Origin of the sequence: Maribacter luteocoastalis (assembly GCF_048890225.1) — a bacterium.
In the GTDB taxonomy this organism is placed as follows: Bacteria; Bacteroidota; Bacteroidia; order Flavobacteriales; family Flavobacteriaceae; genus Maribacter; species Maribacter luteocoastalis.
In genome coordinates this window covers 177,998-193,750 of sequence record NZ_JBMFZG010000002.1, presented here as the reverse complement: position 1 = coordinate 193,750, position 15,753 = coordinate 177,998, and the positions used below count along the sequence as shown (strand labels likewise).

12 protein-coding genes are annotated in these 15,753 nt (G+C 35.5%); 8 read left to right on the top strand and 4 right to left on the bottom strand.

Annotation, left to right across the window (positions count from 1 at the left end; genetic code table 11):
* Positions 1-64: 64 nt before the first annotated feature.
* The 3 genes from rnc to ACOCEA_RS05380 all read right to left on the bottom strand — a co-directional run bounded on the left by rnc (position 65) and on the right by ACOCEA_RS05380 (position 2,394).
* Positions 65-796, bottom strand: coding sequence for a ribonuclease III (rnc, locus tag ACOCEA_RS05390; protein WP_420755186.1), 732 nt, complete (start codon positions 794-796; stop codon positions 65-67).
* Between the two features lie 5 nt (positions 797-801).
* Positions 802-2,052: a beta-ketoacyl-ACP synthase II gene (gene fabF, locus ACOCEA_RS05385; protein ID WP_420755185.1), complete on the bottom strand. Its 1,251-nt coding sequence runs from the start codon at positions 2,050-2,052 to the stop codon at positions 802-804.
* A gap of 108 nt (positions 2,053-2,160) precedes the next feature.
* On the bottom strand, positions 2,161-2,394 hold the full coding sequence (locus ACOCEA_RS05380; protein ID WP_008269813.1) for an acyl carrier protein: 234 nt from the start codon (positions 2,392-2,394) through the stop codon (positions 2,161-2,163).
* A 262-nt stretch (positions 2,395-2,656) separates the two neighbouring features.
* On the opposite strand from ACOCEA_RS05380, the gene purN reads away from it, so the two are divergent.
* The 5 genes from purN to ACOCEA_RS05355 all read left to right on the top strand — a co-directional run bounded on the left by purN (position 2,657) and on the right by ACOCEA_RS05355 (position 8,343).
* On the top strand, positions 2,657-3,229 hold the full coding sequence (purN, locus tag ACOCEA_RS05375) for a phosphoribosylglycinamide formyltransferase (protein ID WP_420755184.1): 573 nt from the start codon (positions 2,657-2,659) through the stop codon (positions 3,227-3,229).
* Positions 3,230-3,231: 2 nt separating this feature from the next.
* On the top strand, positions 3,232-3,867 hold the full coding sequence (locus tag ACOCEA_RS05370; protein ID WP_420755183.1) for a ribonuclease H1 domain-containing protein: 636 nt from the start codon (positions 3,232-3,234) through the stop codon (positions 3,865-3,867).
* A 137-nt stretch (positions 3,868-4,004) separates the two neighbouring features.
* Positions 4,005-5,366 (top strand): tetratricopeptide repeat protein, encoded by a 1,362-nt coding sequence (locus ACOCEA_RS05365; protein ID WP_420755182.1) that lies wholly within the window; start codon positions 4,005-4,007, stop codon positions 5,364-5,366.
* 109 nt (positions 5,367-5,475) lie between these two features.
* On the top strand, positions 5,476-6,402 hold the full coding sequence (locus ACOCEA_RS05360; RefSeq protein ID WP_420755181.1) for a PfkB family carbohydrate kinase: 927 nt from the start codon (positions 5,476-5,478) through the stop codon (positions 6,400-6,402).
* A gap of 42 nt (positions 6,403-6,444) precedes the next feature.
* Positions 6,445-8,343, top strand: coding sequence for an amidophosphoribosyltransferase (locus ACOCEA_RS05355; protein ID WP_420755180.1), 1,899 nt, complete (start codon positions 6,445-6,447; stop codon positions 8,341-8,343).
* Positions 8,344-9,205: 862 nt separating this feature from the next.
* On the opposite strand, the gene ACOCEA_RS05350 is transcribed toward ACOCEA_RS05355, so the two are convergent.
* A complete protein-coding gene (locus ACOCEA_RS05350) occupies positions 9,206-9,817 on the bottom strand; it encodes a superoxide dismutase (RefSeq protein WP_420755179.1) in 612 nt (203 codons plus the stop codon).
* Between the two features lie 120 nt (positions 9,818-9,937).
* Here ACOCEA_RS05350 and ACOCEA_RS05345 point away from each other — a divergent pair, with 120 nt between their 5' ends.
* The 3 genes from ACOCEA_RS05345 to ACOCEA_RS05335 all read left to right on the top strand — a co-directional run bounded on the left by ACOCEA_RS05345 (position 9,938) and on the right by ACOCEA_RS05335 (position 15,690).
* A complete protein-coding gene (locus ACOCEA_RS05345) occupies positions 9,938-13,033 on the top strand; it encodes a UvrD-helicase domain-containing protein (protein ID WP_420755178.1) in 3,096 nt (1,031 codons plus the stop codon).
* 6 nt (positions 13,034-13,039) lie between these two features.
* Positions 13,040-14,233, top strand: coding sequence for a glycine C-acetyltransferase (kbl, locus tag ACOCEA_RS05340; protein ID WP_420755177.1), 1,194 nt, complete (start codon positions 13,040-13,042; stop codon positions 14,231-14,233).
* Positions 14,234-14,346: 113 nt separating this feature from the next.
* Positions 14,347-15,690 carry an OmpA family protein gene (locus tag ACOCEA_RS05335; RefSeq protein ID WP_420755176.1) on the top strand — a complete coding sequence of 448 codons (1,344 nt, stop codon included), beginning with the start codon at positions 14,347-14,349 and terminating at the stop codon, positions 15,688-15,690.
* Positions 15,691-15,753: the final 63 nt, after the last annotated feature.

Below are 15,753 nucleotides of genomic sequence, written 5' to 3'. Positions count from 1 at the left end.
GATATCTTTAAGTTGTTGAAAAGGTGATGAAAACGTTAGCATTATATTATAACACTTATTCCTATTACTTCATTTTATCCTGTAAGGCAAAAAAGGCGCGTTTGGAGGCTCTTTCCTCTGCTTTTTTCTTTGATGTAGCGCGAGCCTTTGCAACCACACTACCCGCAATGGATAACTTCACCGCAAAATGCTTTAGTGTATCATTACCTGTATCTTCATATACATTAAAATTGAAGGTTTTTTTATGTTTTTGACACCATTCTATCACTAAACTTTTATAACTTATGACACGCCCTTCTAACTGCTCTATGTCTACATAGGGTTCTATTACCCTTTTCCTTATAAATTTCTCACAATATTCATAGCCTCGATCCAAATAAATTGCCCCAACCAATGCCTCAAACACATTCCCATGAATATTTTGGCCAAAGTGCGACTTAGGAATTCTACTTTCAACATATCTAATAAGACCCAAATCCTTACCAAGTTCATTTAAATGTTCACGGCTCACAATTTTAGATCTCATTTTTGTCAAATAGCCCTCATCACCTTCGGGAACTTCTTTATATAGATGTTTGGAAATGATGGTCCCCAACATAGAATCACCCAAAAATTCCAATCTTTCATAATTCATAGGATGGCCATTCTCATCCTTTCTATTCATAGACCGATGAAGAAAAGCCTTTTTATAGTACCCGAGTTCTTTAGGTTTAAAACCAATAATATTTTTAATTCCTAAAAAAAAATCCCCATCCTCTTTAGGATGGGAATTGAATATATTTCTAGGAAAGGTCATATATATTAGTCTATTTTTTTAAAGACTACGCAAGCATTATGCCCCCCAAAACCAAAAGTATTACTCATAGCAACCTTAACATCCCTTTTCTGGGCTTTATTAAGGGTAAGGTTTAAACTTGGGTCAATATTTTCATCTACCGTTGTATGATTTATGGTAGGCGGGACAATACCATGTTCCATTGCCAAGATTGAAGCGATTGCCTCAATTGCCCCTGCAGCCCCTAACAAGTGTCCGGTCATAGATTTTGTCGAATTGATATTAATATCCTTTGCATGCTCACCAAATACTTCGGAAATTGCTTTTAATTCGGCCACATCCCCTAATGGTGTTGAGGTGCCATGTGTATTAATAGCATCTACCTCATCTATGGATATGCCTGCGTCCCTTAAACAATTTTCCATAACTTTTACAACACCAATACCATCTGGATGAGGTGCGGTCATGTGATAAGCATCGCTAGAAAGTCCGCCTCCGGCAACCTCAGCATAAATTTTTGCCCCTCTCGCCTTTGCGTGCTCATACTCTTCAAGAATCAAGGCTCCAGCACCTTCACCCAAAACAAATCCATCCCTTGTTGCATCGAAAGGCCTTGATGCAGTTTCAGGACTCTCATTTCTAGTGGATAGTGCGTGCATAGCGCCAAAACCTCCCATACCCGCAATGGTAACCGCAGCCTCGCTACCTCCTGTAACTATAACATCACAATGTCCTAAACGAATATAGTTTAAGGCATCTATCATAGCATTTGCAGAAGAGGCACAAGCGGACACCGTAGTGTAATTAGGACCCATAAACCCATGTTTTATTGAGATATTGCCTGGAGCTATATCCGCAATCATTTTAGGAATAAAGAAGGGGTTAAAACGTGGCGTTCCGTCACCTTGGGCAAAATTCATTACCTCGTTTTGGAAAGTCTCTAGACCTCCTATACCAGCTCCCCAAATAACACCTACCCTAAATTTATCTACTTTATCAAGATCTAATTTGGAATCCAAAATAGCCTCATCAGAAGATATAAGGGCATATTGCGCAAACCTATCTAGTTTACGACCTTCCTTTCTATCAAAATAATCTTCTGTTTTGTAGTTTTTTAGTTCACAGGCGAATTTTACCTTGAATTTTTCGGTATCATAATAGGTAATTGGGGCAGAGCCACTTTTACCATTTACAAGACCGTCCCAATACTCCTCAATATTATTACCGATTGGTGTGAGTGCACCCAATCCTGTAACCACAACTCGCTTTAATTGCATTGAACTTTTTTTTAGTTTAAATATAAACCGATTGTAAATTAAAAAAAATTATCCATGCGGAACATTTACCACATGGATAATTTGAAATCTATTTAAGAAATCATCAAATTACTTTGCTTCTTCTATATAGCTAATGGCCTGGCCAACTGTTGCGATGTTCTCAGCTTGATCATCAGGGATTTGAATATCAAATTCTTTTTCGAATTCCATAATCAATTCTACAGTATCCAATGAATCTGCCCCTAAATCGTTGGTAAAGCTAGCTTCTGTAACCACTTCGTTTTCATCAACTCCTAATTTATCAACGATGATAGCCTTAACTCTTGATGCAATGTCTGACATAATAATATTGGTTTTAAAATTTAAATTGTTGGCAAAAATAAAAAACTTTAGTTTAATAACACTAATTGTCGGTAAAATGTAATGTAATTTAAGAAAATTAAATAAACACTTCTATTTTTTTATTCAAAAAATTAACTAGTGGGAACCGCAGGTTTTATTTCTTCTTTTTTTTGTAAACCTTTGTCCAATCCTAAATTTCTACTTTCTTTTGCCTTGTTTCTTTGGGAAGTATATGGCTAATCTAACTTAAAATCTATTTGTTGTGAATACCAAACGAATTGTACTTTTTGCATCTGGTTCTGGCTCTAATGTTGAGAACATTGTAAACTATTTTAATGATGAGACCCATATAACGGTCACCGCTGTATTTACTAACAAAAGGGATGCCAAAGTAATTGACAGGTGTAATAGATTAAATATAAGTGCTTTATTTTTTAATAAACACGCCTTCATAAATAGCGACTGTGTTCTGGAAATGGTTAAGGCACTAAAGCCAGACCTTATAGTGCTTGCCGGATTTTTATGGAAAATTCCTGAGAATCTTATCAATGCATTTCCAAATAGTATCATTAACATACACCCCGCCTTATTACCAAAATATGGAGGTAAAGGAATGTATGGTATGCGTGTACACCAAGCTGTTAAGGATAATCATGAAATAGAAACAGGGATTACGATACACTACGTGAATTCAAACTATGACGAAGGGGCAATAATACATCAGGCTAAAACAATTGTCACAAAAGAAGATTCTCCAGAAAGTATAGCTGAAAAAGTACATCAATTAGAATATGAGCATTTCCCAAAGGTGATTGAACAACTCCTTAAAGGATAGTAATGGCTAAAAAATCTAAGTTTTATGTAGTTTGGAAAGGCAAACGACCCGGCATATACGATACTTGGCAAGACTGTAAAGCTGCCATAACAGGTTATAAAGGTGCAGAATATAAATCCTTTGCTACATTTGACCAAGCGAAAAAAGCATATAACGGCAGCTACAATGATTTTAAGGGGAAGAAAAAAGATGAAACTATACTATCCCCTATAGAATTATTAAAAATAGGACAACCCAATTACCATTCTATCGCGGTTGATGCCGCCTCTAGTGGAAATCCAGGAATAATGGAATACCAAGGCGTAGATACCAAAACAGGAAAAATATTATTTAAACAAGGCCCATTTCAGCAGGGCACCAACAACATAGGTGAATTCTTGGCAATTGTTCATGGTTTGGCTTTTTTGAAGAAAAGAAATAGCGACCGTATTATTTATACCGATTCCCGTACCGCAATGAGTTGGGTGCGTAAAAAAACCTGCAACACCAAACTGCCAGAAACGCCACAAAATAGAGCCTTGTTCAGTTTGATAAAACGCGCTGTAGACTGGCTAAATAAAAATCAATACCAAACCCCTATTGTAAAATGGGAAACCAAGGCATGGGGGGAAATCCCAGCTGATTTTGGGAGAAAGTAATGTTATTTTTCTTACATTGACCTAATGCAGTGTAACCAACCAATAGTAAGCAAATTTCCCATTGTTCACATTTTAGGCACAGTCATTTTGGTGTTTTTTTACGGTGCAATTAATGCATATAGTCAAGAAAATGAAGTTTGTTCAGCCTATATTTATACAAGCTGAACGATGATCAAGCGTTTAGTTATCTCCCAATAAAAAAGAAGATTGAATTAAACACCATGGTAAATGAATTTGATATTCTAGATTACTTTGAATTTTCAAGTTCTGACCAAGTAAAGCAAATTATGGCTTTGGGTGGAAAGCCAGATTTAAAAAAAATTATTATCCCTACCCATTTAAAAGATTCACTATCCCAGCTTAAAAATAGCAATTCAAGATTATTTGAATTGTTCCATGCTATTGGCCATCTGATAAATAATCACATCGAAAATGATTCCTTAAATAGTATTAAAATGGAGCTGTCCTCAGATAATTATACTGGTTATAATTTAAACCGGCTAGGCTTTAATTTAGCCTTTTGCAAAACTACACTAAGAAATATTGAATTAGACGCCAACAAATCAAGACCGGAACTTTACAAACAGAGGGAACAAGCTTTTGTTATGGGTTGGGAACGATTTAATAAAGAACAAGAACTATACATTAAAAAGGATTCTTTGCCTATTTATACTTTCGATCTAAAAAAAATAGATTCGCTTAAAGCAATAGCACATACAGAACTCTCAAATAATCCATTAAAGAGCGCAAGCGCATTTTCCAAAGCCTATCAACATAGTCAAGGTAAATACATTAAATATCTGTATAGCGCTTTTCAACAGTATGCGTTATCCACCAATCATCACCCTGAAATTATACTTATTGGCAATCAATTATTGAAAAATGGTTTAGGTTTTCTGGATAATGATAGTTACCTAGCTTTTTTTAAAACCCTTATTGAAGCATATTATAAAAATGGGGAATTTAACGAAAGTTTGAGGATTATAGAATTCGCATTAACTATAGACCCCTTAAACTTAGATATAATTATGTTTAGGGATAAAATTTATCAAATACAATTAGCGCTAGATAAAAGAATAATTACTTTAAAAGAAGCAATAAAAATAAAGCCTTCCTCTGCTTATTTATATTTTGAATTAGGCAATGTATTCGCCCAAAAAAAAGAATCTATTGAATCTGCCAAATATTATAAAAGAGCTCTTGTGCTAGAACCAGAATATACTATTGTTAGGATACAATTGTCTGAAGTCTATATTAATGAAGCTTACAAACTAACAAAAGTTGTACAAAAAGAGATTAATTCCAATACCTCTCATTTTAATGTAAATTCTAGTATAGAAATTATCAAACAACTATGGACAAAAGCAGAAGAAGTTTTAACAAAGGGCTTAAAGAGTCCAACAAAAAATAAAAATCTAAAAGCAGAATTAAAAAAATTAAGGAAAATCAAAAAGAGCCAAGCCCTTATTTACCCAATTGGCAAATATTATATTTTTTGAATTCTTTTTTTAGAGAATAAAAAGCTCAAAAGAAAACAGTATTCTTATTTCTAAATTCCAATTCGTTCTTCAAAAGCTTATATTTGCAACTTCATTTTTGATGTGCTTTATGGGTAAGCTTTTGATTGTGGGTACGGTTGCTTTTGATGCTATAGAAACTCCTTTTGGCAAAACAGATAAAATACTCGGTGGTGCCGCAACTTTTATTGGTTTGGCCGCTTCCCAGTTTGATGTTGATGCCGCTATTGTTTCTGTAGTTGGAGATGATTTTCCACAAGAATATCTAGACCTTTTTTCAAATAGGGATTTAGACATTAGCTCATTGGAAATCGTCCCAGGAGGTAAAACTTTCTTCTGGAAAGGAAAATATCACAATGATTTAAATGTTAGGGATACCCTAGTTACAGAATTAAATGTATTGGCCGATTTTAGTCCTGTGGTTCCTGTTGGATATAAAGATGCAGATGTTGTTATGCTGGGCAATCTACACCCTGGCATACAAATGAGTGTAATTAATCAGATGGAAAAACGACCAAAGCTCATCATATTGGATACGATGAACTTTTGGATGGACAATTCACTCCAGGAATTATTGGAAGTAATTAAGCATATTGATGTACTCGCTTTAAATGATGAGGAAGCAAGACAATTAACAGGTGAATATTCCCTGGTGAAGGCCGCGCAAAAAATAAGTGAGATGGGACCAAAGTATGTGGTCATAAAAAAGGGTGAGCATGGTGCCTTGCTTTTTTATAAAGAACAAGTGTTTTTTGCCCCTGCACTTCCGCTAGAAGAAGTTTTTGACCCAACTGGTGCGGGCGATACTTTTGCTGGAGGGTTTTCAGGTTATTTGGCATCAACAGTGGATGTCACTTTTGAAAACCTTAAAAATGCAATAATACATGGTTCCAACCTTGCATCATTTTGCGTAGAAAAGTTTGGAACAGAACGCCTGTTAGACTTAGAACGACAAGAGGTAAACCAAAGATTGCATCAATTTAAGGCATTGACACAGTTTGATATTGAATTACAGTAACCCCACGCCCCATAAAAGGGGTTTTTTTAATACCAAGAAATAATGAGTGACGCTATTAAGCACGAGTGTGGCATCTCAGTTATTAGATTGCTTAAGCCCCTTGAATATTACAAGGAAAAATATGGGTCTGCATTTTATGGCGTAAATAAAATGTACCTAATGATGGAAAAACAGCATAACAGGGGCCAAGATGGTGCCGGTTTTGCGAGTATAAAGTTAGATGTAGAAGCTGGTCAACGTTATATGAGCAGGGTACGCTCTTGTCAGCAACAACCTATTCAAGATATTTTTGCGCAAATAAATGACCGAATTAATACGGAACTTAAGGAGCATCCAGAATATGAGAACGACGTTGCCCTGCAAAAAAAGAACATTCCTTATATCGGGGAACTGTTGTTAGGTCACGTACGTTATGGCACTTTTGGAAAGAATAGTATAGAAAACGTACATCCTTTTTTAAGGCAAAATAACTGGATGCACCGTAACCTTATTGTTGCGGGCAACTTTAACATGACCAATGTTCATGAACTATTTGACAACTTGGTACAAATAGGACAACACCCTAAAGAAATGGCAGATACGGTGACCGTTATGGAAAAAATTGGTCATTTTTTAGATGATGCCGTTGCTAAATTGTACAAGCAAATTAAAAAAGAGGGATATACCAAACAAGAGGCCTCTCCAATTATTGCCGAACGATTAAAAGTCTCCAAAATATTAAGGCGCGCTGCTAAAAATTTTGATGGTGGTTACGCCATGGCCGGACTTTTAGGCCACGGTGATGCTTTTGTACTTCGAGACCCAGCGGGTATCCGTCCTGCCTATTATTATAAAGATGATGAGGTAGTAGTAGTAGCATCTGAAAGACCGGCCATACAAACCGTTTTCAACGTACCTTATGAAAGTGTAGAGGAACTAGACCCAGGGCATGCTATTATTATAAAGAAAAGTGGTTCTACTTCTATCAAAGAAATTTTAGAACCAACGGAAAGAAAAGCCTGTTCGTTTGAACGAATATATTTTTCTAGAGGTAGTGATAAGGAAATTTATCAAGAAAGAAAGGAGTTAGGGAAATTGGTTTTTCCCCAAATTCTGAAGGCCATTGACAGTGATATTAAGAATACTGTGTTCTCCTACATACCAAATACAGCAGAAACCTCATTCTTTGGAATGGTTAAGGAGGCCCAAAATTATTTAAATAAAAAGAAGGAAGAACAAATTTTGTCCATTGGCTCTAACATTACTAGGGAAGAATTACATGAAATCTTGGAAGTTAGGCCAAGAATAGAAAAAGTTGCTATAAAAGATGCCAAACTAAGAACTTTTATTACACAGGATGACAGCAGGGATGATCTAGTAGCCCACGTCTATGATATATCCTATGGTTCAGTAAAAATTGGGGATAATCTTGTTATTATAGACGATAGTATTGTTAGGGGTACCACATTAAAGAAAAGTATCCTTAAAATCTTAGACCGACTTTCACCGAAAAAAATTATAGTTGTTTCCTCTGCGCCACAAATACGATATCCAGACTGTTACGGAATAGATATGGCAAAATTAGAGGATTTTATAGCGTTTAGGGCGGCATTAGAGCTACATAAAGACAATGGCTCAATGGATTTTGTAGATCAAATTTATGCTAAATGTATCAATCAAGTTAAATCGAAGGATAAAGATGTTATAAACTATGTTAAAGAGTTTTACGCTCCTTTCACCGCAAATCAGATATCAGCTAAAATCGGCGAATTGTTAAGTCCCAATGATATAAAAGCTGAGGTGCAGATCATATACCAAAGTATATCCAGCTTGCATGAAGCTTGTCCAAAAAATCTTGGAGATTGGTACTTTACAGGGAACTATCCTACTCCCGGAGGTAACAGGGTTGTAAACAGGGCCTTTATTAATTTTTATGAAGGAAAGAACCAACGAGCGTATTAATCAAATTCATTAACAAAATACATAATTCTATGCATTTCATCGGCGAAACAAGCATTTCATCGGTGAAGTGATTGATTTATGGGGGTCTAATCTATTTTAGGGTTACCATAGCATAAGTAGGTTAAGTTCATGGTAAGATTTGGGGCAAAAAAGGTGGAGAACTCTCCACCTTTTTTATTTAAAACAAAGTGTATTCGTATTAATTATTGATCAAAACAACCGTTCATCTTAATTAAAAGAAGTTCAACAAGTACTTTTCTAAAAATACTGCCTTCAATATATATTTGTAGGACCATAGCATAAGTAGGTTAAGTTCATGGTAAGATTTGGGGAAAAAAGGTAGAGCAATGCTCTGCCTTTTTTATTTTTAAAAATCCCATATTTTGATAACGTCATAAAAACATTGTCAGACAATAAATCACAATTTGTATTTCAACTAAGGTTTTGGACTTTTATCCAAAAGCTTTTATCCTTACCATAGTTACATATATCTTTGGAGGACCATAGCATAAGTAGGTTAAGTTCATGGTAAGATTTGGGGAAAAAAGGTAGAGCATTGCTCTGCCTTTTTTATTTTATGACATTGACTAGTAGTAAATTACTTTTATTACCCCCTTGAAACAAATACATATATACGAATAAAAAAGAAATGATTTTTTTTAACATTTCTTTTTTTATTTCCCACAATACCAGTAATTTAGTCTTGCCATAGCATAAGTAGGTTAAGTTTATGGTAAGATTTGGGACGAAAAGGGTGGAGGCTTCTCCGCCCTTTTCTATTTATAAAACATAAAAAAACCACTTCAAGATTTTCATCTTAAGTGGCTCTATTTGTACAGATTAACAAGTTTATTCCTGCAAATTATTGCTTATTTACTGAATATAATTTACTTGCTTCGTCCCAATTTATCAGATTAAAAAAGGCATTTATATAATCTGGCCTTCTATTTTGATAATTAAGATAATAGGCATGTTCCCAAACATCAAGTCCCAAAATAGGAAAACCTCCGCAGCCTACTCCTGGCATTATAGGATTATCTTGGTTTGGAGTAGAACAAATTTCCACATCACCACCTTTATGTACACATAACCAAGCCCAACCGGATCCAAACCTAGTTGCAGCTGCAGTAGTGAACTTGTCTTTAAAACCTTCATAAGAACCGAATGCTTTATCTATTGCACTCCCAAGTTCCCCAGCAGGTGCCCCCCCGCCTTTTGGTGATAATATGTTCCAAAATAAAGAATGATTGTAAAAACCACCACCATTATTTCTAACGGCCATATTGTTCATGTCTAGACCAGTTAAAATGTCCTCAATAGATTTCCCCTCTAAATCTGTGCCTTTTATAGCGTTGTTTAAATTCGTTGTATACCCATTGTGATGTTTTGTATGATGTATTTCCATTGTCCTAGCATCTATGTGCGGTTCCAAAGCATCATATGCATAAGGCAATTTTGGTAATTCAAAAGCCATAATTTTATTGTTTTTAGATTAATAATTAATGTGTTTCAAATTTAAGGATTTTAACATTTATATATGCCCAATTATTTGTTAAGAACTGTTGTTAAATCCTTACTTTGCAAGTAAAAATAGGTGCAAGACAGTACTTTTAAAATTTATAATGCCTCAGCTGGGTCCGGAAAGACCTATGCGCTCTCAAAAGCATATTTAAAAATTGTGCTCTCCTCCCCGAATAGCTTTAAAAGAATTCTGGCAATCACGTTTACCAATAAAGCAGTAAACGAAATGAAAAACAGAATTTTAGAAAGTTTGTTTGAGTTCAGCAAGGTAAACCACGTCAGCAATGCTCCTCCACTATTTTTAGACTTGATGAGGGATATGGACCTCTCAGTAGAATCATTACAAAAAACAAGCAAAGTCCGTCTTAAGGAAATTCTACACAATTATGCCTTTTTTGATATTTCTACAATAGATAAGTTTACCCATAGGTTAATACGAACCTTTGCAAATGATTTAAAAATTCCGCAAAACTTTGAGGTGATCCTTGACACCGAACTACTGTTGGAAGAAGCAGTGGCCAATGTAATTTCGAAAGCAGGTGAAGATAAAATACTTACCAACATTTTGATGAATTTTGCATTTGAAAAAATTGACAACAACGGAAGTTGGGATATTGGCTATGATCTGCAGAAAATTGGGAAATTATTATTTGATGAAAATAATGTTGTTCACCTTAAAAAACTATCTAATAAAGAGCTCCCTGATTTTCAAAACCTACAGGTAAAATTAAGGTTAAAAATTGCAGATAGGGAAAAACATATTATAGCAATTGCGAATGATACGCTTGACTATATTTCTACTACTGGTCTAGATATAAGTGATTTCCCAAGAGGTACTTTACCCAATCACTTTACCAAAATTAAGGAAGGACAATTTGAACCTATAAATTTATATAATAACCAGTTAGAAGCAAATCTAAAAGATGGCAAAATTGTTAAGGCAAGCGTGACTCTACCAAATCCCGAGATACCAACAAATCTTTTACAATTTTACCTTAGTATAAAAGAACTTATTTATAATAGAAGCTTACTGGTTAATATCTATAAAAATTTTGTGCCCCTTACTCTATTAAGCACTATAGACAAGGAATTAAAAAAAATTCAGAAAGAAAAGGACCAACTCTCCATTTCCGAATTTAACACCATTATTTCAGAAGAAATAAAAAACCAACCCGCACCATTTATCTATGAACGATTAGGAGAAAAATACCGCCATTATTTCATAGACGAATTTCAGGACACATCAGAAATGCAATGGAACAACCTTGTTCCTCTAATAGGTAATGCCTTGGAAGGACAAGATGACCAGGGTAATTCTGGATCGCTATTTTTAGTTGGCGATGCCAAACAAGCCATTTATAGATGGCGTGGTGGCAAGGCAGAACAATTCCTGGACTTGGCAACAGGTAACGCAAACCCTTTTTCTATTAAAGGAAACACCCAAGTACTACCAAAAAATTACAGAAGCAAAGATGAAATCATAACCTTTAATAATCGTTTTTTTAATAGCATAAGCTTTTTTCTGGAAGATGAGAGTTACAAAGACTTTTTCAAAAAAGGCAACCAACAAGAAACCAACAATAAGCCAGGAGGTTTTGTTAAACTCTCTTTCTTAGAAGAGGCATTGGATGAAAATTACGCCAATCAAACCCTACAGGCCATAAAAGAATCGCTATCAAAGGGCTTTGGTTATGGAGATATCTGTATTATTTTACGTAAAAAGAAACATGCTACACTAATCGCAGATTTTCTTCTAAAAGAAGACATTCCCATAATATCTTCAGAATCGTTGCTTCTTAGTAGTAGTTATAAAGTGCAGTTTTTAGTGTATTTGGCAAAGTTTACACTACAACCAACTGAGACTGGTTTAGCTTATGAACTATTAAACCTATTGGCCAATGATAAAATAGATCAACATGCTTTTATTCAAAAAAATGTAAATCAACTAGAAATACTATTGGCGTCAGTTTATAAATTTGATAGTTATACGTTTAAACAGCTTTCTTTATTTGATAGCATGGAATATGCCATTAAAACCTTTGATCTGGCACCTTCCTCAGACGCCCATCTATTTGCGTTTATGGATGCTGTGTTTGAGGTGGAGCAAAAACATGGGGCAGACCTTCAAAGTTTTTTAGATTTCTGGGACAAAAAAGGTGAGAAATTAAGTGTGAGTATGCCAGAAACCAACGCTGCCGTACAAATCATGACCATCCATAAATCCAAAGGTCTTGAATTCCCTGTGGTAATCTTCCCCTATGCAAATACCAATATTTATGAGGAAATAGACCCTAAACTTTGGGTTCCTGTTAAGCCAGAATCTTATGAAGGTTTTGAGGAGTTATTAATCTCAAAAAAGAAAGAAGTACAGGAATATGGAACTAATGAAACACAAATTTTTCAATGGGAGCAAAATAAGCTCCAGTTAGATGCCTTTAACTTACTATATGTCGTACTTACCAGGGCAGTGGATTCACTCTATATTATTTGTCCTCTGGACATAAAAAGGGACGGCACAATGAATACCGATTATTTTTCGGGATTGTTTGTTCATTTTTTAAGTGACTTGGGTATTTGGACCCCAGACGAGGTTAATTATACTTTTGGCAATTTAGAAAGGAACGAGCCAATGCTAGAAAATCATGATGAACATTTTGACATACCCTATATCTATACCAACCGGGACAGGGAAAGTTTCAACATTATCACCAAAACTGGTATGCTATGGGATACAGACCAAGAAACCGCACTGGATGAAGGAAATAAAATCCATTATATTTTAGGATACATAGAAAATGATACAGATATTGAAAAAGCCCTAACTAAAAGTATTCATAAAGGAATCATAGATATCAATGAGGTAGATTTGGCAAGAAACAAGGTGCAAATGGTCATTGCCCATCCAGAAATTAAAAAGTATTTTGACCAGGATAATACCGTTTATAATGAAAAGGAAATTTTACTTTCAAACGGTGGCACACTTCGCCCAGATAGAGTGGTAATTAGAGAAGGTAAAGTTCATATCATAGATTATAAAACGGGTGATAAAAACAGTAAGTATCATCATCAACTAAATAATTACGCACAATGCTACGAAACTATGGGTTATAAGGTTGAAAATAAAATTATAGTATATATTAACAATACGGTTGTTACAGAATTTATTTAAAATAACATGTACGGAAAAATAAAAGAACATCTGCAAAAGGAACTAGATCATATAAAGGAAGAAGGCCTTTTTAAAAAGGAACGAATCATTACTTCCCCGCAAGATGCAGTAATAAAGTTAAATACCGGTGAAGAGGTAATTAATTTCTGCGCCAATAATTACTTAGGGCTTTCTTCGCATCCAGAGGTAATTCAGGCTGCCAAAGATACCATGGATACCCATGGATATGGAATGTCTTCTGTTAGGTTCATTTGCGGTACTCAGGACATCCATAAAAATCTAGAAAGAAAAATTGCAGCGTTTTATGATACTGAGGATACTATATTATATGCAGCGGCATTTGACGCAAATGGGGGTGTTTTTGAACCATTGCTTTCGGCAGAAGATGCCATTATTTCTGATTCCTTAAACCATGCCTCCATTATAGATGGTGTACGGCTTTGTAAGGCCATGCGCTACAGATATACCAATAGCGATATGGTAGATTTAGAAAAGCAACTTATTAAGGCAGATCAAGACGGTGCTAGGTTTAAGTTAATTGTAACCGATGGAGTATTCTCCATGGATGGTCTTTTAGCACCCTTGGATAAAATTTGTGATTTGGCAGAAGCATATGGTGCCATGGTAATGATTGATGAATGCCATGCCACTGGTTTTATTGGTCCAACCGGTAAAGGCACCCTAGAAGCAAAAAATGTAATGGGCAGAATAGACATTATAACTGGAACATTGGGTAAAGCTCTAGGTGGGGCTATGGGAGGTTATACTACTGGTAAAAAGGAGATTATAGAGCTACTTCGCCAGCGTTCTAGGCCCTATTTGTTTTCCAACTCCTTGGCTCCAGCTATTGTAGGAGCATCTATCAAGGTATTCGAAATGTTAGAAAGGGATACCTCTTTAAGGGATAAATTGGAAGAGAATACCCTGTACTTCAAAAAAGGCTTGAAAGCCGCAGGCTTTGATATAATTGAGGGTGACTCTGCAATTGTACCTGTAATGTTATATGATGCTAAAATCTCCCAAAAAATGTCAGAAATGCTCCTTAAAAAAGGAATATATGTAATAGGATTCTTTTACCCCGTAGTTCCAAAAGGCAAAGCTAGAATACGGGTGCAACTATCAGCAGCACATACCAAAGAGCATTTAGACTTGGCAATCAATGCATTTACCGAGGTTGGCAAAGAACTCAAAATCGTTTAAATGCGTTATTTGTTCTATCAAATGGGTTAAAAAAAATAGAGCATTGATTTTGTTAATAATATTTAACAACTTACATTTGCAGCTAATAAACACTTAAACTTAAAAATTTGAACATGAAACATCTTAGCAAATTATTGGTTGTTTCCTTACTTTTTGTAGGAATCAACAGCATACAAGCGCAAGACGAGAATAATCCTTGGCAAGTACAGTTCGGGGTTAATGCCATCGACGTATATCCAACTGGGGATGTAAGTTCTTTTGGTAATGAATTCTTCAATCTAAACGATCATTGGAATATTTTACCTTCAATCTCATATGTAGGAGTATCTAAATCAATTGGTGATGGATTTTCTATAGGAGCAAGAGGTTCCATAAACAAAATCAGCAAATTAGGTGACGTTAGCGTTGATGATTTATCTCACTATGCTATAGATGGTACTATAAAATACGATTTAATCAAGAAGCAAACAGTTATCGATCCATTTATTGAGATTGGTGGTGGTTATACTTGGGTAGACGAGATTGGTGCTGGTACTGTAAATGGAGGTTTAGGAATTAACTTTTGGTTTACTGAAAACCTAGGTCTTACTGTACAATCTTCTTACAAGCATGCTTTCGAAGATTATGGTGTTAAACATTTCCAACACTTAGCTGGTATCTCAGTTAAATTTGGTGGTACTGATACTGACGGTGACGGTATATATGACAAAGATGATGCTTGTCCAGAAGTTGCTGGTCTAGAAGCATTCAACGGATGTCCAGATGCTGACGGTGACGGTATTGAAGATAGCAAAGATAGCTGCCCTAACGAAGCTGGTTCTAAGGAAATGAACGGTTGTCCAGATGCTGATGGTGACGGTGTTGCCGATAAAGATGATGCTTGTCCTAATGAAGCTGGTTTAGCTGCTTTAGCTGGTTGTCCTGATGCTGATGGTGACGGTGTTGTTGATAAAGATGATGCATGTCCTAGCGAAGCTGGTCCAGCTGAGAACAAAGGATGTCCATGGCCAGATTCAGATGGTGACAGCGTTTTAGATAAAGACGATCAGTGTCCAGATGTTGCTGGTACTGTTGCTAACGCAGGTTGTCCTGAAGTAACTGAAGAAGTTCAAAAGCAATTGAACGACTATGCTAGAACTATCTTATTTGATACTGGTAAAGCTTCTATCAAAGCTGAGTCTACTTCTGTAATGGTTGACATCATCACTATTTTAAAAGAGTATCCAACTGCTAAATTTACAGTTGAAGGTCATACTGATAGTGTAGGTAGTGCAAAACTTAACCAAGGCCTTTCTGAAAAAAGAGCACTTTCTGTTAAAGAGTTCTTAGTAGAAAAAGGTATTGATGAGTTCAGATTGTCTGCAATAGGCTACGGTGAAGAGAAACCAATTGCTACTAACAATACTAGCGCTGGTAGAAGACAAAATAGAAGGGTTGAAATTAACTTAGTAAAATAAGTAAGTATATAAAACCCATATAAGTGTTTTAATAAATAAAAGCTCCGCATAACGCGGAGCTTT